Genomic DNA, 25,359 nt, shown 5'->3' on the forward strand with positions numbered 1-25,359 from the left:
GCTGCAATTCGCTCATGTTGAGTTCCTTGCTGGCTCTTTTCCTCCTGTTGGGGGGCGGTGCGCGACTGCATGCCCAGACCATCGCCGTGATGGTCAATGGCGAACCCATCACCAATTTCGACGTCGAGCAGCGGGCCAAGCTGAACGGCCTGACCGGCGGCAAGAATCCCGATCGAAAGGCGATCCTCGAGGAGCTGATCGACGAGAAGCTGAAGATCAAGGAAGCCAAGAAATTCGGCGTCGATCCCACCGCCAATGATATCGAGCAATCCTATGGCGGCATGGCGCAACGGATGCGGCTGAACAACGACCAGCTGACCAAGGTCCTCGAGAGCAAGGGCATCCGCCCCGATACGCTCAAGCAACGCATCAGGGCCGACATGGTCTGGACCAGCCTAGTCCGCGGCCGCTTCAAGGAAAGCCTGCAGGTCGGCGAAAAGGACGTCGCCACCGCGGTCAAGGAGACCGGTGATGCTCCCGACGCCGAAGCGTTCGAATACCGGATGCAGCCGGTCGTTCTGATCGTCCCCCGCGGCTCTCCGCAATCCGAATTCGAGAACCGCCGCAAGGAAGCGGACACCCTGCGCGAGCGCGTGACCTCCTGCGAGGAAGCCAACACCTTCTTCAAGTCGATGCGCAACGCCGCGATCCGCGAGATCGTCGTCAAGACGTCGGCCGACCTGCCGCAGGCGCTGCGCGACATCCTGGACAAGACCCCGGTCGGCCACCTCACCCCTCCCGAACTCACCAAGCAGGGCATCGAAATGGTTGCCCTCTGCGGCCGGAAGGCAACCACCGTGGACACGCCGAAGAAGCGTGAGATGCGGGACAAGATGTACGTGCAGAAGTACGAGGCGAAGTCGAAGGCCTACCTGCAGGAAGTCCGGAAAGCCGCGATGATCGAATATCCAGGCGGGCGATGATCGACTATCGTTGACGCATGGCTCAACCTCTCGCACTGACATCCGGCGAGCCCGCAGGCATCGGCCCCGACATCACGCTCGCCGCGTGGCTGCGCCGCCGCGAACTCGATCTTCCGCCGTTCTATCTGCTCGGTGACCGCGCGGCTTTGGCCGAGCGCGCCAGGACGCTCGGGCTCACCGTCGAGTTTGCCGAGGTCAACGCCGAGGAGGCCTCCACGGCATTTGCACGGGCCCTGCCCGTCGTTGCGACCGGCAAGGCGGCGACGGCGCGACCGGGCAAGCCCGACGGAACGAGCGCCGATGCCGCGCTGGCGTCGATCCGTCAGGCCGTCGCCGACGTCGCCTCGGGCAAGGCCAGCGCCGTCGTCACCAATCCGATCGCCAAGAACGTGTTGTACCGCGCCGGCTTCCGCCATCCCGGCCACACCGAATTCCTCGCCGAGCTTGCCGCCCGCGGCGGGCCCGCGCCGCAGCCGGTGATGATGCTGTGGTCGCCGGCGCTCGCCGTCGTCCCGGTGACGATCCATGTCTCGGTCCGCGAGGCGCTGGCGCAATTGTCGACCGACCTGATCGTGTCGACCGCGCGGATACTGGTCGCCGACATGAAGGTGCGGTTTGGCCTCGCCTCGCCGCGGCTTGCCGTCGCCGGCCTCAACCCGCATGCCGGCGAAGACGGCACGCTCGGCATGGAAGACATCGAGATCGTCGCGCCCGCGGTCGAGATCCTGCGCCGCGACGGCATTGCCGCCCGCGGCCCGTTGCCGGCCGACACCATGTTCCACGCAGCCGCGCGCAAGACCTATGACTGCGCGCTCTGCATGTATCACGATCAGGCGCTGATCCCGATCAAGACCGTCGCGTTCGAGGACGCCGTCAACGTCACGCTGGGCCTGCCCTTCATCCGGACATCGCCCGATCACGGTACCGCGTTCGATATCGCGGGCACCGGCAAGGCCAATCCCTCGAGCCTGATTGCCGCGCTCCGGCTCGCCGCGCGCATGGCCGCGGCATCAAGCTAAGTGAGCGCGATCGACGATCTGCCACCGCTGCGCGACATCATTCGCGAGCATTCGCTGTCGGCGCGCAAATCGCTCGGCCAGAATTTCCTGCTCGATCTCAATCTCACCGCACGCATTGCCCGTGCCGCGGGCTCGCTGGAAGACTCGACCGTGATCGAGGTCGGGCCCGGCCCCGGCGGACTGACGCGCGCACTGCTTGCGATGGGCGCCAAGCGCGTCATCGCCATCGAGCGCGACGAACGCGCGATCGATGCACTCGACTACATCGTCAAGCGCTATCCAGGCCGCATCGAGATCGTGCATGGCGACGCGCAGCACTTTGATCCGCGCCCCTTGCTCGATGGCGGTAAGGCCAAGATCGTCGCCAACCTGCCCTACAACATCGCAACCCAGCTGCTGGTCGACTGGCTGTCGATCGAGCCGTGGCCGCCCTGGTACGACACCATGGTGTTGATGTTCCAGCGCGAGGTCGCCGAGCGCATCGTCGCCCATGAGGACGAGGAAGCCTATGGCAGGCTCGCGGTGCTCGCCAACTGGCGCGCCGAGACCAAGATCCTGTTCGACATTTCGCCCGCAGCCTTCGTGCCGCAGCCGAAGGTCACCTCCTCGGTGGTACGAATGATACCGCGCGCCGCGCCGGAGCCGTGTGACCGCCGCATGCTCGAGCAGGTGGCCGCCGCTGCCTTCGGCCAGCGCCGCAAAATGCTGCGCCAGAGCCTGAAGTCGCTGTCGGTCGATCCGGCGCGGCTTGCTGCCGCAGCCGATGTCGACGCGACGCGGCGCGCCGAAACCATTCCGGTCACGGGCTTTGTTGCCATGGCCAGGGAATTGGCCGATATACGGTCCACAAAATAGAACATCAGGAGAAAACGTAATGGCGCGTATGGTTCGCCAATCCCTCGTCAAGTTCGATGCACCGCTGTGCGAAACCATCGTCGACACGCCCAAGCCGCAGGGACGCGAAGTGCTCGTTCGCATCGAGCGCTGCGGCCTCTGTCATTCCGATCTCCACATCCAGGACGGTTACGCCGATCTCGGCGGCGGCAAGAAGCTCGACACCACCCGCGGCATGACGCTGCCCTTCACGCTCGGCCATGAGATCGCGGGCGTCGTCGACGAGGTCGGTCCCGATGCGTCGAAGGATCTGGTCGGAACGAAGAAGGCGGTCTTCCCCTGGATCGGCTGCGGCCAGTGCCGCGACTGTCTCGCCGGCGACGAGAATCTCTGCGCCAAGCAGCGCTTCCTCGGCGTCTCGATCGACGGCGGCTTTGCCACCCACGTGCTGGTGCCCGACGCGAAATACCTGCTCGATTACGATCCGCTGCCGGTCAATCAGGCCGCCACGCTGATGTGCTCGGGCGTCACGGCCTATGGCGCGCTGAAGCGCCTGGTCGATCGTCCGCGTCAGCGCAATTTGCTGCTGATCGGGCTCGGCGGCGTCGGCATGATGGGCCTGTCGTTCGCACAGGCGATGTTCAAGCAGCCGATCACGGTTGCCGATCTCAGCCCGGCGGCGCGCGAGACCGCGTTGAAGAATGGTGCGGCGGCGGCCTACGACCCCGCTGAGCCCGATGTCGTCAAGCGCATGCTGAAGGAGAGCGACGGCGGCTTCGACGGCGTCGTCGACTTTGCCGGCAACGAGAAGTCGATGGCGTTTGCGGTGTCGACGGTCGCACGCGGCGGCAAGATCGTGGTGTCCGGCCTGATGGGCGGCCAGTTCACGCTGCCGATGGTGCAATGGGTCTACAAGCGCATGACCATCGAAGGCTTCATGGTGGGCACGCTGGCCGAAGGCCAGGAGCTGATGGCGCTCGCCCGGGCCGGCAAGATCAAGCCGGCGCCGATGAAGGAAGAGCCGATGGCCGACGTCCAGAAATGGATCGATGAGCTGCGCGCCGGCAAGGTCGTGGGACGCATCGTCCTGAAGAACTGACGAAGACGTCCCGCTGGCGTTGCGATCGCCGGCGGGACGTAATGGTCTCGCAGCAGCAACGCGCGCTTTGGTCCTGCGGAACCTGACAGCCGAACGAAGCATTCGTTCAGCCCGCGTTCCAGCCTTCCGGCCGCCGCAATTGCGGTCCGCCGCGAGCCTCAATTAAGCCCTACCCGCTCCGGATTTGCGGCGCATTGCGACCCAACTCTTTACCGAGATTGGCGTCACCAGCGTTTGCGTAAAAAAGAATACCGGGGACGCGTATGTCAAATCGTTCAGCGAAATTCGCTGCGGCGCTTGCCGTCAGCATGTTGGCTGGTGCCAACTTCACGGCCATGGCCCAGACCGCCGCCAATACGGCGAGCACCAATACTACGAATGCCAAGACGGCCGACACCTGTCAGTCCGCGCCGAAGGGAACCGCGCCTGCGGGAAGCCACTGGTTCTATCACCTCGACCGCAGCACCCAAAAGAAATGCTGGTACCTCGGTGACGCCAAGAACAAGGTTGTTGCCAGGACCGCGACCACGCAGCAGCAGCCCGCGGCCGCGCCCGACACAGCAACGGCCGACGCACAGCCGCCGCAGAGCCAGCCGGCGCCGCCACAGCCGGCTATGCGCAAGTCCGTCGCCGATGCCCATGCCGAATGGCCCTCACCGCAGGCCGCAACAGCACCGGTCGCGCCCCATGCCGCCGGTCAAGCCGGCGGTGCGGTAGCGGCGACCGATCCGACGGCGCCAGGCACGAACGCCCAGGCGTCGGAGGTGAACGCCCGATGGCTGGATGCATCGAGCATGGCCGGAACCAACGGAACCCGGCACGCCGCAGACCAGCCGACCGTGGTCGCACAGGCCGATGCGACGCCGCAACAGGCGGCTGCGCCGGCACCGGCCGCCCCCGTGACAGCGGAGGCGTCCGCCGAGAAGTCGTCGTCCTCGACGCAGATGCTGCTGATCGTGATGGTCGGCGCGCTGGTGCTGGCCGGCCTGGTCAGCGCGCTGGTGTTCCGCCTGACCCGCACGCGTACGCCGCCCTACCAGATCAGCGACGAATGGCGTGCGCCCTGGGATTCTCTCCACACCGAGCCGGCGCCGCCGATGGCGGTGGTCAGCCGCGACCGCCCGCTGCGCCTGTCGGAGGCGACCCCGCGCCGCTCAGAGACACCGGTTCCGCGCCGCGCCGAGACGCCGGTTGCTCGCCGCGATACGCCGCGCGAGGCAGATCAAACCGAGCAGGACAACAAGCAGATCGCGGCGATGCTGCAGCGGCTGGCGCGCAGCGCGGCGAACTAGAGCGTTTTCGAGCGAAGTGGACACCGGTTCGCGTGAAGAAAACGCGTCAAAACAAGAATCTAGAGCTTCGGTTCTGATTCAATCAGAACCGAAAATGCTCTAGAGCGCGCTCAAGAAAGCAGATGAGGCGTGATGCGATCCGCGGATCGCATCACGGTCCGGCAAGCTACTTCTCGGCAAGCTACTTCTCGAGCTGACGCTGCAGGCCGCGGACGAACTCGGTGAGGCCGGTGCGGCGCTCTCGCTTGAGACGCTCGGCCTTCAGGATCGACTGCACCTCGGCAAAGGCGTCGTCGACGTTCTGGTTGACGACGATGTAGTCGTATTCCGCCCAGTGGCTCAGCTCATGGGTGGCGCGGTTCATCCGCCCGCGGATGACCTCCTCGGAATCCTGCGCACGGGTGTGCAGCCGCTTCTCGAGATCGGCGGCTGACGGCGGCAGGATGAAGACGCTGACCACGTCGGCGCGCGCCTTCTCGCGTAATTGCTGGGTGCCCTGCCAGTCTATATCGAACAGCACATCCTCGCCGGCCGCGAGCGCGGCCTCGACCGGCGCGCGCGGCGTGCCGTAACGGTTGTCGAACACGGTGGCCCATTCCAGCAGTTCGCCCTGCTTGGCCATCGCCTCGAATTTCGTCTTGTCGACGAAGAAATAGTCGCGCCCCTCGACCTCGCCCGGCCGCTTCGGCCGCGTGGTCGCCGACACCGACATTTTCAGACCCGGCATGCGGTCGATCAGCATGCGCGACAGCGTCGTCTTGCCGGCGCCCGAGGGCGACGACAGGACGAACATCAGTCCGCGCCGCTCAACGCCGTCAAAACCCTGCGCCGTCATCGTTCACTCCAGATTCTGGACCTGTTCGCGGAATTGCTCGACCACGTTCTTCATTTCGAGCCCGGTATTGGTCAGCTCGACGTCGTTCGACTTCGAGCAGCAGGTGTTGACCTCGCGATTGAACTCCTGGGCGAGGAAGTCGAGCCGGCGCCCGACCGGTCCGCCCTTGCCGATCATCTCGCGCGCCTGGGCGATGTGCGAGGCGATGCGGTCGAGTTCCTCGCGGATATCGGCCTTGGTGGCGATCAGGATCGCCTCCTGGCTCAGCCGGTCGGCATCGAAGCGATCGGAGGTCTCCAGCAGCGCCGCGATCTGCTCGGCAAGCCGGGCCTTGATCGCCTCGGGCTTGCGGCCGGGAGCCGTCTCGGCGCGCTTGGCGAGCCGCTCGATCTCGTCCATGCGCTGCATCAGGATCTGGCCCAGCGCATCGCCCTCGCGGCGGCGCATCTCGACGAGGCTGCCGAGCGCCTGCTCGAAGGCCTTCGCCGCCGCCTCGCGCGCCGCCTTGTCCTCGTCCTCGTTGCTGTCAGGCTCGACCACCTCGATGACACCCTTGATGCCGAGCAATCCGTCGATGCTCGGCGCCACCGCGTCGATCCGCTGCGCGAGCTCACCTGCGACCTTCACGACCGCGGCCAGCACGTCCTCATTGATCCGGATGGTCTGCGCCGCATCGGTGCGCTTGACGCTGAGGTTGGCGTAGACCGTGCCGCGCGCCAGCAACTCGCCGGCCCGCTTCTTGGCGAGGGCGTCCAGTTCGTCCCAGCCCGGCGGCAGCCGCAATCGCAGGTCAAAGCCCTTGGCGTTGACCGACTTCAGCTCCCACTCGAACGTATAGGGACCGCTCGCGCCATGGCTTCGGGCAAAGCCGGTCATGCTCGATAGCGCCATCGCGTGAACTCTCCAACAGAAGGATATGGGACGCACCCGGAGACGACGTGACTCGCGGGCAGCCGGTGCAACCTTAAAACGGATTCCGTGAAAGTGGAATTACGTCCACCTTCGGGAAATGCAGAGCTACGGCAAGGTCCGGAAAAGTGTGAAGCGGATTTCCGAAACACTATGCTCGAACAAGAAGCTAAAGCGCGATGATCGCATCACGCTTTAGCGCTGCACAACGGGCGGCGAACTGGTCTGCTGGGCTGCGCCCTGGCGACCGCTGCGCGGCGGTTTCTTCTGATTGGTGGGCTTCGGCGGCGTGGCCGCCGTGGGATTGGTGTCGGCCGCGCCGGGCGCCGCGGCGGCGGGCGCCGGATCATCCGCGGGCTCGACGGTGTCGTTCTGGATCTGCTTTTCCGACGCGCGCAGCTTGGCGACGTTCTTGGCGTGCTGGTCGTAGGTTTCGGTAAAGGCGTGGCCGCCGGTGCCGTCGGCAACGAAGAACAGGTCACGCGTGCGCGCCGGATTGGCGGTCGCCTCCAGCGAGGCGCGGCCGGGATTGGCGATCGGTCCCGGCGGCAGGCCGTCGATCACATAGGTGTTGTAGGGCGACGGCTGCGTGATCTCGCTGCGCTTGATCGGACGCCCCAGCGTTCCCTTGCCGCCCACCAATCCGTAGATGATGGTCGGATCGGACTGCAGCTTCATCCTCTGCCGCAGGCGGTTGACGAACACGGCGGCGACACGGCTGCGCTCGTCGGCGCGGCCGGTTTCCTTCTCGACGATCGAGGCCAGCGTCACCAGCTGGTCCGGCGATTTCAGCGGCGAATCGGTGTTGCGGCGTTCCCAGATCTCGGCAAGCACGCGCTTCTGCGCCTGCTGCAAGCGCTGGATCACCTGGTCGCGCGTGGTGCCGCGCGGGAATTTGTAGGTCTCCGGCAACAGCGTGCCCTCGCGCGGGATCTCGCGCACCGAGCCGGTGAAGATGTCGTTGTCGGAGAGCCGCGTCACGATCTGCTCCGAGGTCAGACCTTCGGGAATGGTGATGGCGTGCTGCACCACCTTGCCGTCGACGATGGTGGCGATGACATCGCGCAGGCTGGCATTCTTCTGGAACGAGTATTCGCCTGGCTTGAGATCGGAGCTCGCCTTCAGCGCAAACACGCTGCCGATGAAGACCCACGGATTGACGTTGATCACCCCCTCGCGCGACAGCACGTCGGCGATGTCACGCTTGCCCGCGCGCGCGGGGATGTTGACGATCTTGTCTTCCTGCAGCGGCCCCGGCGATTCCAGCGTCTGCTTGCCGTAGTAGTAGGTGGCGCCGGCGCCGATCATCAGGATGATCAGGATGGTGAAGATGGCATTGCCGACGATCACGAAAGGATTGCGGGCACGATCCGAGCGCTTGGGCGGCGGCGGAACCTGTTCGGGCTCCAGCGCGGCACGTGGACTCCTTGGTGAAATGGGCGGCCTCTCACTCATCGATGCAAACCAATATCCTGCCGGTTGAATCGTGGCCGGACAAACCCCTGCCCTGCCAATAGCATACGCCCGCTATTAGGAGTCACCGCGGAATACGGCAAAACGGTGGACTAGTTCTAAAGTCCCGCTCCGATCACATCGGAACGGGACTTTGGATTCTTATTTTGACGCGTTTTCTTCACGCGAACCGGTACCCACTTCGCTCGAAAACGCTCTAACGACCTACTAATTGGTCACGCGCTGCACGATCACGGAGGCGTTTGTGCCACCGAAACCGAAGGAATTGGACAGCGCCACATTCACGTCACGCTTGCGCGACGTATGCGGCACAAGATCGATCGCCGTTTGCACCGACGGATTGTCGAGATTGATGGTCGGCGGCACCACATTATCGCGAATCGCGAGCACCGCGAAGATCGCCTCGATTGCACCGGCCGCGCCGAGCAGATGTCCGGTCGCCGACTTGGTCGACGACATCGAAACCTTCGAAGCCGCGTTGCCGAGCAGACGCTCGACCGCGCCGAGCTCGATCTCGTCGCCGACCTGCGTCGAGGTACCGTGCGCGTTGATGTAGTCGAGATCGGATGCGACAAGGCCGGCGCGCTTCAGCGCCATGCTCATGCTGCGGAAGCCGCCATTGCCGTCCGGCGGCGGCGAGGTGATGTGGAAGGCATCGCCCGACAGGCCGTAGCCGGTGACCTCGGCATAGATCTTCGCACCACGCTGTTTGGCGTGCTCGTATTCCTCGAGCACGAGGACGCCGGCACCCTCGCCCATCACGAAGCCGTCGCGATCCTTGTCGTAGGGCCGCGATGCCTTTTCCGGCGTGTCGTTGAAGCCGGTAGACAGCGCACGCGCCGCGCAAAACCCTGCGATGCCGATGCGGGAGATCGGCGATTCGGCGCCGCCTGCGAGCATCACGTCGGCGTCGCCGAGCGCGATCAGCCGCGCTGCATCGCCGACGGCGTGCGCGCCGGTCGAGCACGCCGTGACGACCGAATGGTTGGGGCCCTTCAGGCCGTGCTCGATCGAGACGTAGCCGGACGCCAGATTGATCAGGCGGCCCGGAATGAAGAAGGGAGAGACCCTGCGCGGTCCACGTTCCTTGAGCAGCACCGCGGTCTCGGCAATGCCGGTGAGGCCGCCGATGCCGGAGCCGATCATCGTGCCGGTCGCGAACTGGTCCTCATCGGACTTCGGATGCCAATTGGCGTCGTCGAGCGCCTGCCTGGCCGCGCACATCGCGTAGAGGATGAAGTCGTCGACCTTGCGCTGGTCCTTCGGCTCCATCCACTGATCGGGATTGAAGGTGCCGCCAGAGCCGTCGCCGCGCGGAATGTAGCAGGCGACCTGGCTCGGCAGGTCGGACACTTCGAAGGTGTCGATCTTCTTGCCGCCGCTCTCTCCGGCGAGGATGCGCGTCCAAGTTGCGTCAACGCCGCAGCCGAGCGGTGTAAGCATGCCCAGCCCCGTGACGACAACTCGTCTCATTTCCACGTCTCCGGCCGGCAATGCGCGGCTAATAATAAGAAGCCGGGGGACCGCTCGAACACGGTCCGTCCGGCCCCGTCAACTTCGCGATCGGCGTCAGCTCTTCGCGTTCTTCTCAAGAAACTTGGTCGCGTCGCCCACGGTCAGAATCGTCTCCGCAGCGTCGTCCGGAATCTCGCAACCGAATTCTTCTTCGAAAGCCATCACGAGCTCGACCGTGTCGAGGCTGTCGGCGCCGAGGTCATCGATGAAGCTCGCGCTATCGACCACCTTCTCGGGTTCGACACCAAGGTGCTCGACCACAATCTTCTTAACCCGCTCGCCAATCTCACTCATCGTTCAACCTCGTTGTTCCATTGGACCCGACCCCAAGACGATACGAGCCATCGTGGTCGTCTCGATTACTCAGTCGCGCATAGTCTTGATTCGGCCCGGTCGTAGCCGACTAAAGCCCCGGCGAACGGCAGGCGTCGCCACGCCAATATACAGGGTTTCAAAATCCTGCAATGGCGTTCTTTGCCCATCCATGGGGGGTTCAGCTATCATACTTCCCAAGCCTTGACTACACGCCTGAACCGGCTCCCGAAAACGGCTTTTCGCCGCATTGCGAGAGCCAGCAACCAGCTCAAATCATAGCCATGCCGCCGTTGACGTGAATCGTCTGTCCGGTGACGTAGGCGGCCTCGTTCGAGGCCAGATAGACCGCTGCCGCAGCGATGTCCTCGGGCGTTCCGAGCCGCGCCGCAGGAACCTTCGCCAGGATGGTTTCGCGCTGCTTGTCGTTGAGCGCATCCGTCATCGGCGTCTTGATGAAGCCCGGGGCGATGCAGTTCGCGGTCACGCCGCGCTTGGCGTATTCGGCGCCCAGCGTCTTGATCAGGCCGATGATGCCGGCCTTCGACGCGGTGTAGTTGCCCTGTCCCGGATTGCCCGTGACGCCGACGATCGAGGTGATCGCGATGATGCGGCCGAAGCGCTTGCGCATCATCAATTTGGTCGCCGCGCGCGCCAGGCGGAATGTCGCGGTCAGATTGACCGCAATCACGTCGTCCCAATCCTCGTCGCGCAGCTGCACGAACAGGTTGTCACGGGTGATGCCGGCATTCGCAATCAGGATGTCGACCTGTCCCATCGCGGCTTCCGCCGCCGGCACCAGCGCCTCGACGTCATCCTTGCTGGAGAGATTGCACGGCAGCACATGAACGCGCCCGCCGAGCTTGGCCGCGAAGCCGTCCAGCACCTCGCGCCGTGTCCCCGAAATCGCGACCGTCGCGCCCTGCGCATGCAGCGCCTGCGCGATCGCGCCGCCGATGCCGCCGGTTGCGCCCGTCACGAGCGCCGTCTTGCCAGTCAGGTCAAACATCGAATTCTCCTTCCGGCTGCTTTACGCCGATGCTGCCAGCGCGTCCTTGGCTGCAGCGATATCGTTCGGGCCGCCGACGGACACGCCGACCGCGCCATCGGCGATGCGCTTGACGAGACCGCTCAGCACCTTGCCGGCGCCGATCTCGAAGAACCGCGTCACGCCCTGGCCTGCCATATAGGCAACCGACTCGCGCCAGCGAACCGTCCCCGTGACCTGCTCGACCAGGCGCCGGCGGATCTCGTCGGGATCGGTGATGGCGGAAGCCAGCACGTTGGACACCAGCGGCGCCGCGGGCGCCTTGATGGTGACGCCGGACAGCGCCTCTGCCATCGCATCGGCCGCCGGCTGCATCAGCTTGCAGTGGAACGGCGCCGACACCGGCAGCAGCATGGCGCGTTTTGCCCCTTTGGTTTTCGCAATCTCCACCGCGCGATCGACGGCCGCCTTGTCGCCCGAGACCACCACCTGGCCGCCGCCATTGTCGTTGGCGGCCTGGCAGACCTGGCCCTGCGCCGCCTCATTGGCGACCGCGACCGCCGCCTCGTAATCGAGGCCGAGCAGCGCGGCCATCGCACCGGCGCCGACCGGCACCGCCTTCTGCATCGCAAGCCCGCGGGTGCGCAGCAGCCGCGCGGTGTCGCTGACGGTCAGGCTGCCGGCGGCGGCAAGCGCCGAATACTCGCCGAGCGAGTGCCCGGCAACGAAGGCCGCGTTGCGGCCGACCGAGAAGCCGGCTTCGCTCTCGAGCACGCGCAACGTGGCGATCGAGACCGCCATCAGCGCCGGCTGGGCATTTTCCGTCAGCTGCAATGTCTCGCCCGGACCATCCCAGATGATCGCGGTCAGCTTCTCGCCCAGCGCGGAATCGACCTCGTCGAACACGGCCTTCGCGACCGGAAAGGCGTCGGCCAGGGCCTTGCCCATGCCAACCGCCTGCGAGCCCTGCCCGGGAAACGTGAATGCTGCCGTCATCGGCGCTCCCTACCTTGTTGAGCGTGATCCCCGCGCAAGCGCCGCGCCTGCCGCAGGGGAAAACGGTATCCCGTCGCGCGAAACGCGCCACAGCGGGTCCGGACCCTGCCTTGCAACCGGCCTCGGACCGGGCCGTAAGACACTGATGGGGGGCGCGATGTCAAGCCGCGCGCGCGGAACCCTGGGGATGCCGGGGCCGGCTCCGGCTAGAATCCACCGGCATTCTGGTCGGCGTTAACCTCGGCGCCGGCCCTCGCCCGGCGGGCGCTGTTGACCAGTTGGCCCGGGCGGTCTTCCCGATTGGGCCTGGCGGTCGCCAGCCGCAGCACCGCGGCATAGCCCGGCTGGACTTCCATCCGGTCGGCGTAGCGGCTTCCGCTCAGGATGCGGTGGACGCGCGGCAGGTTGTAACAGGGCACATAGAACAGCAGATGATGCTCGAGGTGATAGTTCACGTAGTACGGCGCGATGAACAGCCGCTCGAGGACATTGGCCCGCGTCGTGCGGGTATTGCGCAGGGGATCGGCACTGTCGGGCACGACGGCATGTTCGGCAATGTTGCGGATCCGCGTGATCACCATCATCCAGGTCAGCAGCGGCACCAGCCACAACAGCGGATAGGCCCACCACACGCCCGCGGCGGCTAGGCCTGCGAACAGCAGCGCGTTGGCGACGCATTGCGGCCCGAGCTTCTGCCGGAAGTTGGCGGCGCGCTGCGATAGCGGCCACTCTTTCGGCCCGATCGCGTTGAGCAGTTGCGCCTTGCGCTGCTGGTAGCCGGTCTGCCCGGTGATATCGCGGAGGAATTTCCGGCGGTAGCTCATCTTCGTGATCGGAAACGGTGCCGACAGAACCAGATCCGGATCATCCTCCTGCTGCGTCCGGGCGTGATGCTGCAGATGATAGCGGCGATAGCCGCGGGTTTCGGCGAAGATCGGATAGGCGCAGAACCACTGGCTCAGCGTGAGATTGGTGTTCTCGTTCGCCGAGAGACAGCCATGCGCACCGTCATGCATCAGGATGGCAAGCCCGAGCTGGCGCGAGCCGATGATCGCAACCGCCAGCAGATAGGTCAGCGGATTGGGCCACCACGCAACCAGCGCAATCGCGCCCAGGATCAGCGCCCAGGCGTGCACGATCAGGGCTGCGCCCTTCCACGTCGTGCGTTGCCGGACGGCGACCAGTTCATCCTCGGTGAGGAAATCGCGGGCACGCATGCGTAGCGCGGTCATGAGTTCGTCTCCCCGTCCGTTGAGGGTGAATGATCATGATCGCCGACCAGGCGCAGCCGCGATCCATCATTGGCCGACGTCGATGTCGCCTGCTCGCCGAGCGCGCGCAGCAATTCGCGGCACATCTCCTCGGCGCCGCGGCCCGTCGCAAAACCTTCGACGATCACGCCGATCGCAGTCGCCCAGAACCGCCGCGAACTCTCTTCGGGCGCCCGCAGCGAGCGCCAGCCATGTCGCTCGACCTGGTCCGCGTAGGCGCGCGCGCCTTCGCTGTGCAGACGCTCGATGGTGCGCTCGACCAAAGGCGCGAGGTCCTGGCGGCGCCGTGTCAGCGTCAGCGCCTCGGCGAAGAAGGCGACCGTATCGGTCGCTGTCACGGTCTCGGCCAAGGCGTGGGTGTAATCCCGCGGCGTGTGGGCCTTCAGGGCAGCCTGCTCGGTCGCGCGCGCCAGGTAAAGCATGTCGCGGCTGGCGGCTTCGACGAACAGCGCTTCCTTGGTGCGGAAGTAATAGGTGATCTGGCTCGGAAAGGCGTCTGCGGCTGCGGCAATGTCGGAGATCGACGTGCCCGAGAGCCCGCGCTCCTTGAACAGGCGGCTGGCGGCATCGAGCAACAGCGAGCGCATCTTGCGCCCCGCCGACCGCGTCGCGCGGACCGCGTGCTTCGGATCGGGCGCAGACATGCCGCTGGCGGTCTCCGAACCCATCGATCTTCCTCCCGTCAGATATTTGTATGACATACAAACAAAGAAATCAACCGGAAATCGTCGAAAGTTGCGCCAGGCGGCCCGAGCGGCTACGACCGCTCGCAAATTCGCAAGGCCGAGAACCTTTCGCGGACCCTTGCCTTCGCGGCCAAAATCCGTATAACGCGCCCATTCGTGGGCTCCGGCCGGGAGCTGAACGGACGGTCTCAGCAAATTCACCCGTTGATTTTGATGTGGCAGGGCCAGTCGGCCCGTCGTCCCGTGCTCCCGCCTTCTGAGCAGCTCGAGTCCTTTCCGAAGGTCTCGAAGGGCTTGTCGCCGGAACCCGCGCCAACACAGGAAAGGACAACCATGCCTCTTTATGAGCATGTTTTTCTCGCGCGTCAGGATGCGAGCACCCAGCAGGTGGATGAACTGACGGCCCAGATGACGGGTATCGTCGAACAGGGCGGCGGCAAGGTCACCAAGACCGAGAGCTGGGGCGTGCGCTCCCTCACCTACCGCATGAACAAGAACCGCAAGGCGCATTTCGTGCTGATGAACATCGACGCACCGTCGGCTGTCGTCACCGAGATCGAGCGCCAGGAGCGGATCAGCGAAGACGTCATCCGCTATCTCACCGTGCGCGTCGAAGAGCACGAGGAAGGCCCGTCCGCGATGATGCGCAAGGCCGACCGTGACCGCGAGCGCGATGACCGTGGCGGTGGCTTCCGCGGCGACCGCGAAGGCGGCTTCCGTGGTGATCGCGATGGCGGCGGCTTCCGCGGCGATCGTGGCCCGCGCCGTCCGCGCGAAGAAGAAGCTGCGACCGAGGAGTAATGAATCATGGCTGATGCTGGTGCCCGCCGTCCGTTTTTCCGTCGCCGCAAGTCCTGCCCGTTCACGGGCGCGAATGCGCCGAAGATCGACTACAAGGATTCCAAGCTGCTGATGCGTTATGTCTCCGAGCGCGGCAAGATCGTGCCGAGCCGCATCACGGCCGTGTCCGCCAAGAAGCAGCGTGAGCTCGCCCGCGCCATCAAGCGCGCGCGCTTCCTCGGCCTGCTGCCCTACGTTATTCGCTAACCGTTTCCGGCCGGCGGCACGCGCCGCCGGCCGCTCATTCTCATAAGGCTTCCGGGTCGTCCGGTCGCCGATGGTTGGGGTTCTCGACAGAGTGCCTCTAACCGCTCGAAAGGAGCGGGACAGCTGATGATCGCGATCCTCATTGTTGCACTTGCCGCCGGCGCCGCGTCGGCGCTGATGTTCGCCTCGATCAGTTCGGGCGCGCTGATCTCGTTGCTGCTGTACTTTCTTGCGCCGCTGCCGCTGATGGTGTCGGCGCTCGCTTGGGGACCGCTTGCCGCAGCCATCGGCGGTGTCGCTGCCGCCTCCGTGCTCGGCGCGATCTTCGGACTCCCCTATTGCATCGCGTTTGCCATGATGGTCGCCCTGCCCGGCTGGTGGCTCGGCCACCTCGCGCTGCTCGGACGGCCGATCGCGGGCGCAGCCGGCGACAGCATAGCCCAGCAGCCGCCTGCGCTTGAATGGTACCCCGTCGGCCGTATCCTGCTCTGGGTCGCGGCCTTCGCCATCATCACCACGACCGCCGCGCTGCTCACGCTCGGCTCGGATGCCGACACAGTCACCGGTACTTTGCGGCGCGGTCTGCTTAAGGTGTTGAGCGCTGGCGAAGGGCTGCCCAGCGGTGAGATCGAGCGATTGGTCGACGTGCTGGTGATCCTCGCGCCCCTCGCCGCAACAATCCTCGCGATGGTCACGCTGACGCTGAGCCTGTGGCTCGCCGGCAAGATCGCACAAACCTCCGGGCGGCTGAACCGGCCGTGGCCGGAGCTCCGCAGCACCGCGCTCCCCGCCATGACGCTGGTCGCGTTGTCGGTCGCGGTCGCCGTCAGCTTCGCCGGCGGCATGCTTGCGCTGCTGGCGCAGATCGTGACCACAGCACTCGTGATCGCCTATGCGCTGGTCGGCTTCGCCGTGCTGCACACCCTGACGCTGTCGCTCGCCAATCGCGGCTTCTGGCTCGGCGGCATCTACGCCGTCGTCGTCATGTTCGGCTGGCCGATCGTCGCAATCTTCGCGCTCGGCATCGCCGACGCCGTGTTCGGACTGCGCCAACGCTATCTGCAGACACGGCCGCCGCCTCTGCCTGCGGAGTGAGATTCGATCCAACCACTTAAACCCGATACTTAGCCTCTAAAGGAGAACGAAAATGGAAGTCATTCTGCTCGAACGCGTTGCCAAGCTTGGCCAGATGGGCGAAGTCGTGCGCGTCAAGGACGGGTTCGCCCGCAACTTCTTGCTGAAGCGCGGCAAGGCGCTGCGCGCCACCGAGGCGAACCGCGCCAAGTACGACGGCATGAAGGCCGAGCTCGAGGCCAACAACATCAAGGCCAAGGGCGAAGCCACCGTGGTCGCCGAGAAGATCGACGGCCGCGACATCATCATCATCCGCCAGGCCTCCGAGTCCGGCCAGCTGTTCGGCTCGGTCACGGTGCGCGACATCGTCGTCGCACTGGCCGCCGATGGCATCACGGTTGCGCGTCCGCAGGTCTGGCTCGACTCGCCGATCAAGGTGATCGGGCAGCAGAAGGTGACCATCGCCGTCCACCCCGAGGTCGAGACCAGCGTCACCGTGACGGTCGCCCGCTCCGCCGAAGAGGCCGAGCGGATCAAGCGCGGCGAGGACATCTCGACCCGCCAGGAAGACCAGGACGCTGCCGCCGAAGCGCTCGCCGCCGCCGGCGAATTCTTCGATCCGGAAGCGCAACACGACGACGAGGCCGCGCCGGCTCCGGCTGCCGAAGAGAAGTAAGCGTCTCTTCATCCCTCCACCGACTGAAGCCCGGCCCCATCAGGCCGGGCTTTGGATTCGTGCAGCCGCCTGATCGTCGAGCATCGCGATCGACGCGAGCGCGGTTGCCGTATGCTTCTCCTTGCCGTCGATGATGCAGAACACGTCGGCCGCAACGACGGCGACCTGGCGTCCGGGCTTGATTACGCGCGCGCGGCAGATCAGGCGATCGCCCGATGCCGGCGACAGCAGGTTCAGCTTGTACTCGGCCGTCAGCGCCGGCTGGCCACGCGACGTCGCCGCCGCAATCGTGGTGGCGTTGTCGACCAGGAACGCCGTCACCCCGCCGTGAAACAGGCCGTGCTGCTGCAGCAGCTCCGGCCGGCGGTCGACCGCGAGCGTGCACGCGCCGCGCGACAGCTCGGCCACCTCAGCACCGACAAGACCCATGAAGCCCTGACGGCCGACATTGTCGCGAATCCGCGTCGCGATGGGCGCAAAGTCTGGATCGGTCTCGTTCATCACGTCCCTCCTGCTCGCTCCGGCGCACCTGGTGCAACCACCGCGCGGATCGCGCAGGCGATCAGCGTCTCGACCTGTTCGCGCGGGTCGCCGGGATGGCGGCCCGACAGATAGGCGCGGCAAAAGATCTGGGCCGGCCCGATGATCTGGCTGATGAAAAGCGTCGCGCTCATCGGCAGCAACTCGCCGCGCGCGAGCAGCGGCGCGCGCCAGCGCTCGATGCCATCGGTGAGCCGCGAGTTCTCGCTGCGCTGCGCGGCGCGCACCTCCTCGCTCCACTCGCTGCGCGAAATCTCGAACAGAAAGCGCGCCTCGCGCCTGAAGGTCACAACCCAATCGAGATGGGCGCGGATCAGCCGCGCAACGCCCTCGCCGGCGCCGTGCGTGTCGTTGACCGCGGTGATGATCGCGGCGTGGTAGGCCTGCAGGATCTCCAGCAATAGGGTTCCGGCGAGCTGCTTCTTCGAGGTGAAGAAATGGAAGAAGCTGCCATTGGACGCACGGGCGCGGGAGCGGATCTCGGCCACCGTCGCGCCCTCGAACCCGTCGCGGTCGAACACCGCCAGTCCCGCCGCCAGGAGATCGTCGCGTGCCGTACTCACCCCTGCTCCCTTCCCGACTAGATTAATACTCTAGAGTTTTACTCTAGTGGCAGTCAAATGATAACGCCGGACCTCACGGCCCGGCGTTGGCGATTACTTCGAGGTCGGCGCTTCCGGCGGACCGGAGCCCGGCGTCGTCGGGGGCGGAGGCGGCGGCGCAGCCGCTGTTACCGGCGGCGCGGCGGGCGCCGGTGCGGGCGAAGCGGCAGCGGCTGGCTCGGGCGCGGGGGAAGCGGCGGGAGCCGCTGGAGTGACCTGCGGAACCGGGTCCGATCGCACGGCAGCCGGCTCGCCGCCCGCATTGCTCTTGGGCATATCGACCTTGGGCGCATCGACCTTGACGGTGTCGGGCTGGCCAACAGGCTTCGCCGGCTTCTCGGCCTCACCCTTGTCTTCGCGCTTGACGGCGGTCTGGGATTTGGGCTCGTCGCCCGCCGCCTCGCCCTTCGGCGCCTCGTCCGACTTCGGCTCCTCGACCGGCTTGCCGCGACGGCCGTGCTTCTGGCGCGACGGCCTGCCCTCGCCCACGGCCTGCGGAGTCTGGCCGTCGTCCGGCTTGGCACCATCCGGCGTCTCGCTCGGACGCGCCATGCGCCGGCCGCGGTGGGCGGGACGTGCTTCGGGATTCAAACCGTCGGCGTCGGGCTTCGCGGATTCCCTCGCACCTTCTTTGGTCCCCTCCTGCGGCGCCACACCCTGATGCTGCCGGCGAGATGGGCGCTCGGCCGGCTGCTCCGGAGACTGGTTGGCCTCCTGGCGGCCGTCCCGGCCCTTGGCCCCCTTGGGTTGATCCTTGGCCTGGTAGCGCGGGTCATTGGCGCCGTTCGAGATCAGATAGGACGCCAGCACGCCGGCCATGTCGCTCGACGTCGTGTAGTGCTGGCGCAGGAAGCCCGGCAGCGAACCGGCCGGCACGGTCTTCAAAAGACCGCGCGGGCTCTTGTGGCAGGCCGTGCAGGTGTTGGCGAAGATCTGGGAGGGGCTTTTGCCGGCCTCGAGGTTTTGCGCCTGCGCTGATACGGCTGACAGGTAGCCAATCAGAAGCGTCACCGTCGCCAGACTGAGGGCTCGGCTCACCATTCCTTAAGTCTCCAGCTTCCGGAAAAATCGCCGCCTGCGCCTCATGGATCGGCCGCGGCGGTCACCTTTTAGCCGATTATCGCGCGAATGGAAGCGCGCGCGTGCCGCATCCACGCAATTGTCACATTTTGGAATATCGGCTTTGACCACAATGCAATAGCGCGATCCAATTCCCTGCCTATGTTTAGGTCGGGGACACATTGGAGTGATCAGCTCCGGTGGTGTCAGTGTGCAGCTTGCCGTTCCGTTGGTGCTTCGATGGACCGATTGTTGCGATTTTTCTTGGGGCGCTTCATCCGCCGCGGCTCGATCACGTTCACGACCGCGAGCGGCGCCAAATTCACTTGTGGTGACGGCACGGGCATTCCGGTCGCCGCACGGTTCATGACCAGGGCCGCCGAACTGCGCGTTCTGGTCGATCCCGAGCTCTACCTCGGCGAAGCCTTCATGGACGGCACCTTCGTGGTGGAGCAAGGCACCATCGCCGATGTGCTGGCTGTCCTGATGGGCCAGGCGGCCATGTTGCCGAACTTTGCCAGGATGCAGGCCTGGGTTCGTTTCCTCGGGCGGCGCGCCCAGCAGCTCAACGTGCGCGGCCGGTCCCGGCGCAATGTCGCCCGTCATTACGACCTCGACGGCCGCCTCTATTCCCTCTTCCTCGACGCCGACAAGCAATATAGCTGCGCCTATTTCGAGACGCCGGACGCGACGCTGGACGACGCCCAGCTCGCCAAGAAGCGCCACCTCGCCGCAAAACTCCTGATCAAGCCCGGCGACCGCGTCCTCGACATCGGTTCCGGCTGGGGCGGACTGGGGCTCTATCTCGCCGAGATGAGCGGCGCCGACGTCACCGGCGTCACGCTATCGACCGAGCAGCTGCAGATTTCCAACGCCCGGGCGGCGGAGAAGAACCTGGCGCATTCAGCGCGCTTCCTGCTGCAGGACTACCGCGACATCCCCGGCCCGTTCGACCGCATCGTCTCGGTCGGCATGTTCGAGCATGTCGGGGTCGCGTTTTACGAAACCTTCTTCAAGCGGTGCGCCGAACTCCTGAGCGATGACGGTGTCATGCTGCTGCACTCGATCGGCCGCTCGACCGGTCCCGATGTCACCAGCCCCTGGATCCGGAAATACATCTTCCCCGGCGGCTACATTCCGGCGCTCTCCGAGGTCATGCCGGCGATCGAGAAGGCCGGACTGCTGATCTGCGACATGGAGATCCTGCGCCTGCACTATGCGGATACCCTGAAGGCGTGGCGCGACCGCTTCATGGCGCGGCGCGAGGAGGCCGTGCGGCTCTACGACGAGACCTTTGCCCGGATGTGGGAATTCTATCTGGCGGCCTCGGAGATGTCGTTCCGGGTGCAGAACATGATGAACTTCCAGCTGCAGCTGACCAAGCGTCAGGGCATCGTGCCGATGACCCGCGACTATATCGGGCGCGAGGAAGGCCGCCTCAGGCTCAAGGAAGCCGGCGCCGCAAAACCCCGGCTGCAACTCGCCGGCGAATAGGCCTGAAAGAACCGGTATTGCTAGTTGCGCAGGCTGAAGGCCGAGCCGCAATGGGCGAAGGTCGGCGCCGGACGCGCCAAGTGAGCCGCGGCGGCTGAAATCAGGCTGATGTCGCAGGGAACGTTCCGGACCTCCGGACGCGCCGCCTGCTCCATGGCCTCGACAAGCGACGCCAGCCAGCGGCGGTCGATGCCACCTGCCCGGCCAAGCCTTGGTCGCACTGTCTGAAACCCTCGAGCCATCGTCACCGTATCTTCCCTGAGCGGAGACAACCCGGAATCCGCCGGGTCGTTCCCGCGAACCTGCCGCAAAGAAAATGCGACAGGTGTGATCTGCTTCACAGAGATCTGTTCCGGGCTGTCGTAGTGGTCCGGAATGACCCGAGAACCGCACCCGACGATGTTGGACCCGCAACGCGACCTCGTGACCGACTACGCCTTGATCGCAACTGGCGTCGCGGCCGCTTTGATCGCGCTGGCTTTCCTCATCCTGGTCTGAGGAACCGAGGCCAGCACCGACCTTGTCGCTGGTTGGGCGCGGCAGCCCGGAAAAAGGTTCAGGCCGTGCCGAATTTTTACCAACCACATCGCTGACCGGCCAGGCTCGGCCCGGTTTCGGGCAAAGCGCAGTCAAGCGGAATGCATCCCGCCATCCCGGATTCACACATTGCGTTGTGTGAATCGTGCATAAGAAACATCCGTCCTTTCGCTTCGTGCCGGGCTGGCGCTTGATCGCGGCCCCACAGCCGAAAATCTCAGTAACGACGAAATCAGAAGAATAAGCTCGTCCATGGCCTTGATTGATTCGAACGTCCACAAGCTCGCGCCCGACGCCGCGTCACCGACCTATCGGAGCGCGCCCCACAACATCGAAGCGGAACAGGGGCTGCTGGGCGCGATACTGGTCAACAACGACGCCTTCTACCGGGTCTCCGATTTCCTGGAGGCGAAGCACTTCTTCGAAGCCATCCACCAGCAGATCTATGAAACGGCCGGCAGCCTGATCCGGATGGGCAAGGTCGCAAATCCCGTGACCTTGAAGACGTTCCTGCCTGCCGAGCTCGACCTCGGCGGCATGACGGTCAACCAATACCTCGCTCGCCTCGCCGCCGAAGCGACCACCATCATCAACGCACAGGACTACGGGCGCACCGTCTATGATCTCAGCCTGCGCCGCAACCTGATCCAGATCGGCGAGGAGATCGTCAACGTCGCCTACGACGCTCCGGTCGATTTTGCCCCGCGCGCGCAGATCGAGGATGCCGAACGGCAGCTCTACAGCCTCGCCGAAACCGGCCGCTACGATGGCGGCTTCCAACGCTTTGCGGACGCACTCACAGTCGCCGTCGACATGGCGGCCAAGGCGTTCCAGCGCGACGGAAAACTGTCCGGCATTTCGACCGGGCTGCGCGACCTCGACGCCAAGATGGGCGGATTGCAGCCAAGCGACCTGATCGTGCTCGCCGGCCGTCCCGGCATGGGCAAGACCTCGCTCGCCACCAACATCGCCTACAACATCGCCAAGGCTTATGTCCCCGAGGTGCAGGCCGACGGCACCACCAAGGCGGTGAACGGCGGCGCGGTCGGCTTCTTCTCCTGCGAAATGAGCGGCGAACAGCTCGCCACCCGTATTCTCGCCGAACGCACCGGCATTCCCTCCAGCCATATCCGGCGCGGCGGAATCACCGAGCTCGATTTCGAGAAGATCCGCGACTGCTCGATCGAGTTGCAGTCGCTGCCGTTCTACGTCGACGAAACCGGCGGTCTGTCGATCTCGCAGCTCACCGCGCGCGCCCGCCGTCTCAAGCGGCAGAAGGGTCTCGACCTGATCGTGATCGACTACATCCAGCTGTTGCAGGGCTCGGGCAAGCGCGGCAACGACAACCGCGTGCAGGAAATCACCGAGATCACCACCAATTTGAAGGCGCTGGCGAAGGAGCTCAACGTTCCCGTGATCGCGCTGTCGCAGCTCTCGCGCCAGGTCGAAAACCGCGACGACAAGCGGCCCCAGCTTTCGGACCTGCGCGAATCCGGCTCGATCGAGCAGGACGCCGACGTCGTGATGTTCGTGTACCGCGAGGAATACTATCTCGCGAACAAGGAACCGCGGCCCGGCACCCCGGAGCACGCGACCTGGCAAGCCGAAATGGAGCGCGCGCTCGGCAAGGCCGAAGTCATCATCGGCAAGCAGCGCCACGGTCCGACCGGCACCGTCGAGCTGCACTTCGAAGCCAGCGTCACCCGGTTCGGCGATCTCGCATCGGACGGACTGGTCCCGGACCGCCCCCCCTCCTACTAACGTTGGGGCACAGTTGAAGGCCGCTGGTCTCGCTTGTACAACTGGGCCATGAACATCGTGACCGACGCGAAATCGCAGCTGACGCCCGAAGCCAGTTTGCTGGCGGCCCATCCGACCGCCACCGGCATCCTCACCGTCGACCTCGACGCCATCATCGCCAATTGGCGCAAGCTCGAGAAGACCGCGGTCCCGGCGGAATGCGCCGCCGTGGTCAAGGCCAATGCCTATGGCTGCGGCGCCGAGCAGGTGTCGCGGGCGCTGGCCAAGGCCGGCTGCAAGACCTTCTTCGTCGCCACCGTCGAGGAGGCCGCCGTGGTGCGCGCGGCCGTTCCGCAGGCGACCGTCTATGCGCTCGGCGGCTTCTTCCAGCAGACCGGCGACGCCTACGCCAAGATCGACTGCAAGCCTGTCATCGGCGATCTCAACGAGCTCGCCGAATGGGACGTGTTCTGCCGCCGATCCGGCTGGTCCGGCGGCGCCGCCATCCATATCGACACCGGCATGAACCGGCTCGGGCTGACGGTCAGCGAAGCCCAAGGCATCATCCCGCGGATCAACGCCGGCGATCACGGCATCACGCTGGTGATGAGCCACCTCGTCTCCGCCGAACTGCTCAACAACCCCGCCAACGCCAGGCAGCTGGCGAGCTTCCGCGAGATCGCGAGCCTGTTCACCGGCGTGCCGGCCTCGCTCGCGAACTCCTCCGGCGTGTTCCTCGGCGCGCAATTCCAGTTCGAGATGGTGCGGCCGGGCTGCGCGCTCTACGGCGTCAACCCGACGCCGGAGGCCGACAACCCGATGCAGCCTGTGGTCGACCTCAAGGCGCGCATCGTGCAGATCCGTAACATCGATCGCGGCGAAACCGTCGGCTATGGCGGCACTTGGACCGCGCGCCGGCCGACCCGGCTTGCGATCGTCTCGGCGGGCTATGCCGACGGCTATTTCCGCGCCGCCAGCGCCAATGACGGCACCCGCGGCGCCGAAGTCGTGGTCGCCGGCAAGCGCTGCCCGATCGCCGGTCGCGTCTCGATGGATCTGATCGCGGTCGACGTCACCGATCTCGACAAGAGTGCCGTGCGGCGCGGCCACATGGTGACGCTGATCGGCGAAGGCATCACGGTCGACGAGCTCGCACATCATTTCGGCACTATCGGCTACGAGGTGCTGACCAGTCTCGGCCGCCGCTTCGTGCGCATCTACAAGGGCGGCGATGCCGTCGCCGCGACAAACGGCGCTGCGACTGAGAAGAGCGAGCCGGCCGCGGCGCAGGCGGCGCCTCCGGCCTTGCCGACGGCAGCGGCCGCTGCTGCGCCGCCGCCATTGCCCGCCGAACCGACCTCGCCCTCCGCCTGACGCGATGGATCGTCGCGATTGCGCATGAAGATCGCGACCTTCAACATCAACAACGTCAATCGCCGGCTCCCCAACCTGCTGCGCTGGCTGAAATCGGCCAGGCCCGACGTTGTCAGCTTGCAGGAGTTGAAAGCCAGCGACGCCGAGTTTCCCGCTGCCGCGCTCGAAAAGGCCGGCTACGGCGCGGTGTGGCAGGGACAGAAGACCTGGAACGGCGTCGCCATCCTCGCGCGCAAGGCCGAGCCGGTCTTGATTCGCACCGCCCTGCCCGGCGACCGCGACGACCATGAGGCGCGCTACATCGAGGCCGCGGTGCGCGGCATCGTCGTGACCAGCCTTTACCTTCCGAACGGCAATCCGCAGCCCGGCCCGAAATTCGATTACAAGCTGGCCTGGTTCAAGCGGCTGCGCGCCCACGCCGCCAAGCTGCTCAAGCAGGAGGTCCCGGTGGTGCTGGCCGGCGACTACAATGTCGCGCCGACGCCTCTCGACATCTATCCGACCCGCTCCTGGGACAAGGACGCGCTGATCCAGCCGAAGAGCCGCGCCGCGTTCAAGGCGCTGGTCGATCAGGGCTGGTGCGATGCGCTCCGCACGCTGCATCCGGATGATCAGATGTTCACCTTCTGGGACTACAAGCGCCAGCGCTGGCCGCGCGATGCCGGCCTCCGGCTCGATCATCTGCTGCTCAGCCCCGACGTGGCGGCGCGGCTTCTGAAGGCTGGCGTCGACCGCGACATCCGCGGCGAGGAAGGCGCCAGCGATCATGCGCCGGCGTGGGTGATGTTGAAGTGATCGGCCACCGTCAAGCCGCGTGACAATCAGCATTGGTGGTCGCGACGCGGATCGGATGATGCCGCACACACCACCGTCGTCCGGGCGAAAGCCAGGACCCATAACCACCGCATTTGATTGTAAACGGAATCGTGGCCCCAGCGTCGCGCAACGGCTGATGCTGGGGGTAATGGGTCCTGGCTTTCGCCAGGACGACGTCGATTTTGTTGCACGGCGTGCGAGTCAAACATCCGCATTCTCGCGGCACAGGAGCCTGCGGTACAAGCGAA

The 25,359-nt window shown here is 65.6% G+C and carries 27 protein-coding genes; 14 read left to right on the plus strand and 13 right to left on the minus strand.

Annotation, left to right across the window (positions count from 1 at the left end; translation table 11 throughout):
• Positions 1-14: 14 nt before the first annotated feature.
• The 5 genes from AC066Y_RS17150 (at position 15) to AC066Y_RS17170 (ending at position 5,167) form a co-directional block, all read left to right on the plus strand.
• Positions 15-923, plus strand: coding sequence for a SurA N-terminal domain-containing protein (locus AC066Y_RS17150; RefSeq protein WP_478274891.1), 909 nt, complete (start codon positions 15-17; stop codon positions 921-923).
• A 17-nt stretch (positions 924-940) separates the two neighbouring features.
• On the plus strand, positions 941-1,942 hold the full coding sequence (gene pdxA, locus AC066Y_RS17155) for a 4-hydroxythreonine-4-phosphate dehydrogenase PdxA (RefSeq protein WP_478274892.1): 1,002 nt from the start codon (positions 941-943) through the stop codon (positions 1,940-1,942).
• A complete protein-coding gene (gene rsmA, locus AC066Y_RS17160; RefSeq protein WP_478274893.1) occupies positions 1,943-2,797 on the plus strand; it encodes a 16S rRNA (adenine(1518)-N(6)/adenine(1519)-N(6))-dimethyltransferase RsmA in 855 nt (284 codons plus the stop codon).
• Between the two features lie 19 nt (positions 2,798-2,816).
• Positions 2,817-3,875: an alcohol dehydrogenase gene (locus tag AC066Y_RS17165; protein ID WP_478274894.1), complete on the plus strand. Its 1,059-nt coding sequence runs from the start codon at positions 2,817-2,819 to the stop codon at positions 3,873-3,875.
• Between the two features lie 263 nt (positions 3,876-4,138).
• Positions 4,139-5,167 (plus strand): hypothetical protein, encoded by a 1,029-nt coding sequence (locus AC066Y_RS17170; RefSeq protein ID WP_478274895.1) that lies wholly within the window; start codon positions 4,139-4,141, stop codon positions 5,165-5,167.
• Positions 5,168-5,348: 181 nt separating this feature from the next.
• Here the strand turns inward: AC066Y_RS17170 and gmk are convergent, their stop codons facing one another.
• The 9 genes from gmk to AC066Y_RS17215 all read right to left on the minus strand — a co-directional run bounded on the left by gmk (position 5,349) and on the right by AC066Y_RS17215 (position 14,134).
• Positions 5,349-6,002 (minus strand): guanylate kinase, encoded by a 654-nt coding sequence (gene gmk, locus AC066Y_RS17175; RefSeq protein ID WP_212317734.1) that lies wholly within the window; start codon positions 6,000-6,002, stop codon positions 5,349-5,351.
• Positions 6,003-6,005: 3 nt separating this feature from the next.
• Complete coding sequence (locus tag AC066Y_RS17180; RefSeq protein WP_478274896.1) at positions 6,006-6,893, minus strand: YicC/YloC family endoribonuclease; 888 nt, start codon at positions 6,891-6,893, stop codon at positions 6,006-6,008.
• Positions 6,894-7,106: 213 nt separating this feature from the next.
• Entirely contained in the window at positions 7,107-8,366 is a 1,260-nt protein-coding gene (gene mltG, locus AC066Y_RS17185) for an endolytic transglycosylase MltG (protein ID WP_456723421.1), read from the minus strand.
• 225 nt (positions 8,367-8,591) lie between these two features.
• Positions 8,592-9,857 (minus strand): beta-ketoacyl-ACP synthase II, encoded by a 1,266-nt coding sequence (fabF, locus tag AC066Y_RS17190; protein WP_478274897.1) that lies wholly within the window; start codon positions 9,855-9,857, stop codon positions 8,592-8,594.
• A 96-nt stretch (positions 9,858-9,953) separates the two neighbouring features.
• Positions 9,954-10,193, minus strand: coding sequence for an acyl carrier protein (locus AC066Y_RS17195; protein ID WP_002716125.1), 240 nt, complete (start codon positions 10,191-10,193; stop codon positions 9,954-9,956).
• 289 nt (positions 10,194-10,482) lie between these two features.
• On the minus strand, positions 10,483-11,220 hold the full coding sequence (fabG, locus tag AC066Y_RS17200; RefSeq protein ID WP_478274898.1) for a 3-oxoacyl-[acyl-carrier-protein] reductase: 738 nt from the start codon (positions 11,218-11,220) through the stop codon (positions 10,483-10,485).
• A gap of 21 nt (positions 11,221-11,241) precedes the next feature.
• A complete protein-coding gene (gene fabD, locus AC066Y_RS17205; RefSeq protein WP_212317736.1) occupies positions 11,242-12,195 on the minus strand; it encodes an ACP S-malonyltransferase in 954 nt (317 codons plus the stop codon).
• Between the two features lie 206 nt (positions 12,196-12,401).
• Complete coding sequence (locus tag AC066Y_RS17210) at positions 12,402-13,427, minus strand: fatty acid desaturase family protein (protein ID WP_478274899.1); 1,026 nt, start codon at positions 13,425-13,427, stop codon at positions 12,402-12,404.
• A complete protein-coding gene (locus AC066Y_RS17215; protein ID WP_478274900.1) occupies positions 13,424-14,134 on the minus strand; it encodes a TetR/AcrR family transcriptional regulator C-terminal domain-containing protein in 711 nt (236 codons plus the stop codon). Before AC066Y_RS17215 ends, AC066Y_RS17210 begins: the two co-directional genes overlap by 4 nt.
• Before the next feature lie 351 nt (positions 14,135-14,485).
• On the opposite strand from AC066Y_RS17215, the gene rpsF reads away from it, so the two are divergent.
• The 4 genes from rpsF to rplI all read left to right on the plus strand — a co-directional run bounded on the left by rpsF (position 14,486) and on the right by rplI (position 16,949).
• A complete protein-coding gene (gene rpsF / locus AC066Y_RS17220; RefSeq protein ID WP_092113431.1) occupies positions 14,486-14,953 on the plus strand; it encodes a 30S ribosomal protein S6 in 468 nt (155 codons plus the stop codon).
• A gap of 6 nt (positions 14,954-14,959) precedes the next feature.
• On the plus strand, positions 14,960-15,199 hold the full coding sequence (gene rpsR, locus AC066Y_RS17225; protein WP_016844287.1) for a 30S ribosomal protein S18: 240 nt from the start codon (positions 14,960-14,962) through the stop codon (positions 15,197-15,199).
• A 126-nt stretch (positions 15,200-15,325) separates the two neighbouring features.
• Entirely contained in the window at positions 15,326-16,294 is a 969-nt protein-coding gene (locus tag AC066Y_RS17230) for a hypothetical protein (RefSeq protein WP_478274901.1), read from the plus strand.
• Between the two features lie 52 nt (positions 16,295-16,346).
• Positions 16,347-16,949, plus strand: a complete 603-nt coding sequence (rplI, locus tag AC066Y_RS17235) for a 50S ribosomal protein L9 (protein ID WP_478274902.1) — start codon at positions 16,347-16,349, stop codon at positions 16,947-16,949.
• A 39-nt stretch (positions 16,950-16,988) separates the two neighbouring features.
• Here rplI and AC066Y_RS17240 read toward each other — a convergent pair whose 3' ends face one another.
• From AC066Y_RS17240 to AC066Y_RS17250, 3 genes are all read right to left on the minus strand, one after another.
• A complete protein-coding gene (locus AC066Y_RS17240; protein ID WP_097675616.1) occupies positions 16,989-17,450 on the minus strand; it encodes a PaaI family thioesterase in 462 nt (153 codons plus the stop codon).
• Positions 17,450-18,052, minus strand: coding sequence for a TetR/AcrR family transcriptional regulator (locus AC066Y_RS17245; protein ID WP_478274903.1), 603 nt, complete (start codon positions 18,050-18,052; stop codon positions 17,450-17,452). Before AC066Y_RS17245 ends, AC066Y_RS17240 begins: the two co-directional genes overlap by 1 nt.
• A 93-nt stretch (positions 18,053-18,145) precedes the next feature.
• Positions 18,146-19,132: a hypothetical protein gene (locus AC066Y_RS17250; protein ID WP_478274904.1), complete on the minus strand. Its 987-nt coding sequence runs from the start codon at positions 19,130-19,132 to the stop codon at positions 18,146-18,148.
• 258 nt (positions 19,133-19,390) lie between these two features.
• On the opposite strand from AC066Y_RS17250, the gene AC066Y_RS17255 reads away from it, so the two are divergent.
• Entirely contained in the window at positions 19,391-20,644 is a 1,254-nt protein-coding gene (locus AC066Y_RS17255) for a class I SAM-dependent methyltransferase (protein ID WP_478274905.1), read from the plus strand.
• A 20-nt stretch (positions 20,645-20,664) separates the two neighbouring features.
• Here the strand turns inward: AC066Y_RS17255 and AC066Y_RS17260 are convergent, their stop codons facing one another.
• On the minus strand, positions 20,665-20,985 hold the full coding sequence (locus AC066Y_RS17260; protein WP_478274906.1) for a hypothetical protein: 321 nt from the start codon (positions 20,983-20,985) through the stop codon (positions 20,665-20,667).
• A gap of 34 nt (positions 20,986-21,019) precedes the next feature.
• Here AC066Y_RS17260 and AC066Y_RS17265 point away from each other — a divergent pair, with 34 nt between their 5' ends.
• The 4 genes from AC066Y_RS17265 to AC066Y_RS17280 all read left to right on the plus strand — a co-directional run bounded on the left by AC066Y_RS17265 (position 21,020) and on the right by AC066Y_RS17280 (position 25,090).
• Entirely contained in the window at positions 21,020-21,142 is a 123-nt protein-coding gene (locus AC066Y_RS17265; RefSeq protein WP_456723430.1) for a hypothetical protein, read from the plus strand.
• A gap of 291 nt (positions 21,143-21,433) precedes the next feature.
• Positions 21,434-22,942 (plus strand): replicative DNA helicase, encoded by a 1,509-nt coding sequence (locus AC066Y_RS17270; RefSeq protein WP_478274907.1) that lies wholly within the window; start codon positions 21,434-21,436, stop codon positions 22,940-22,942.
• Between the two features lie 48 nt (positions 22,943-22,990).
• On the plus strand, positions 22,991-24,295 hold the full coding sequence (alr, locus tag AC066Y_RS17275) for an alanine racemase (RefSeq protein ID WP_478274908.1): 1,305 nt from the start codon (positions 22,991-22,993) through the stop codon (positions 24,293-24,295).
• 24 nt (positions 24,296-24,319) lie between these two features.
• Complete coding sequence (locus tag AC066Y_RS17280) at positions 24,320-25,090, plus strand: exodeoxyribonuclease III (protein ID WP_478274928.1); 771 nt, start codon at positions 24,320-24,322, stop codon at positions 25,088-25,090.
• Positions 25,091-25,359 lie beyond the last annotated feature (269 nt).

This window comes from Bradyrhizobium sp. USDA3010, from assembly GCF_056429065.1.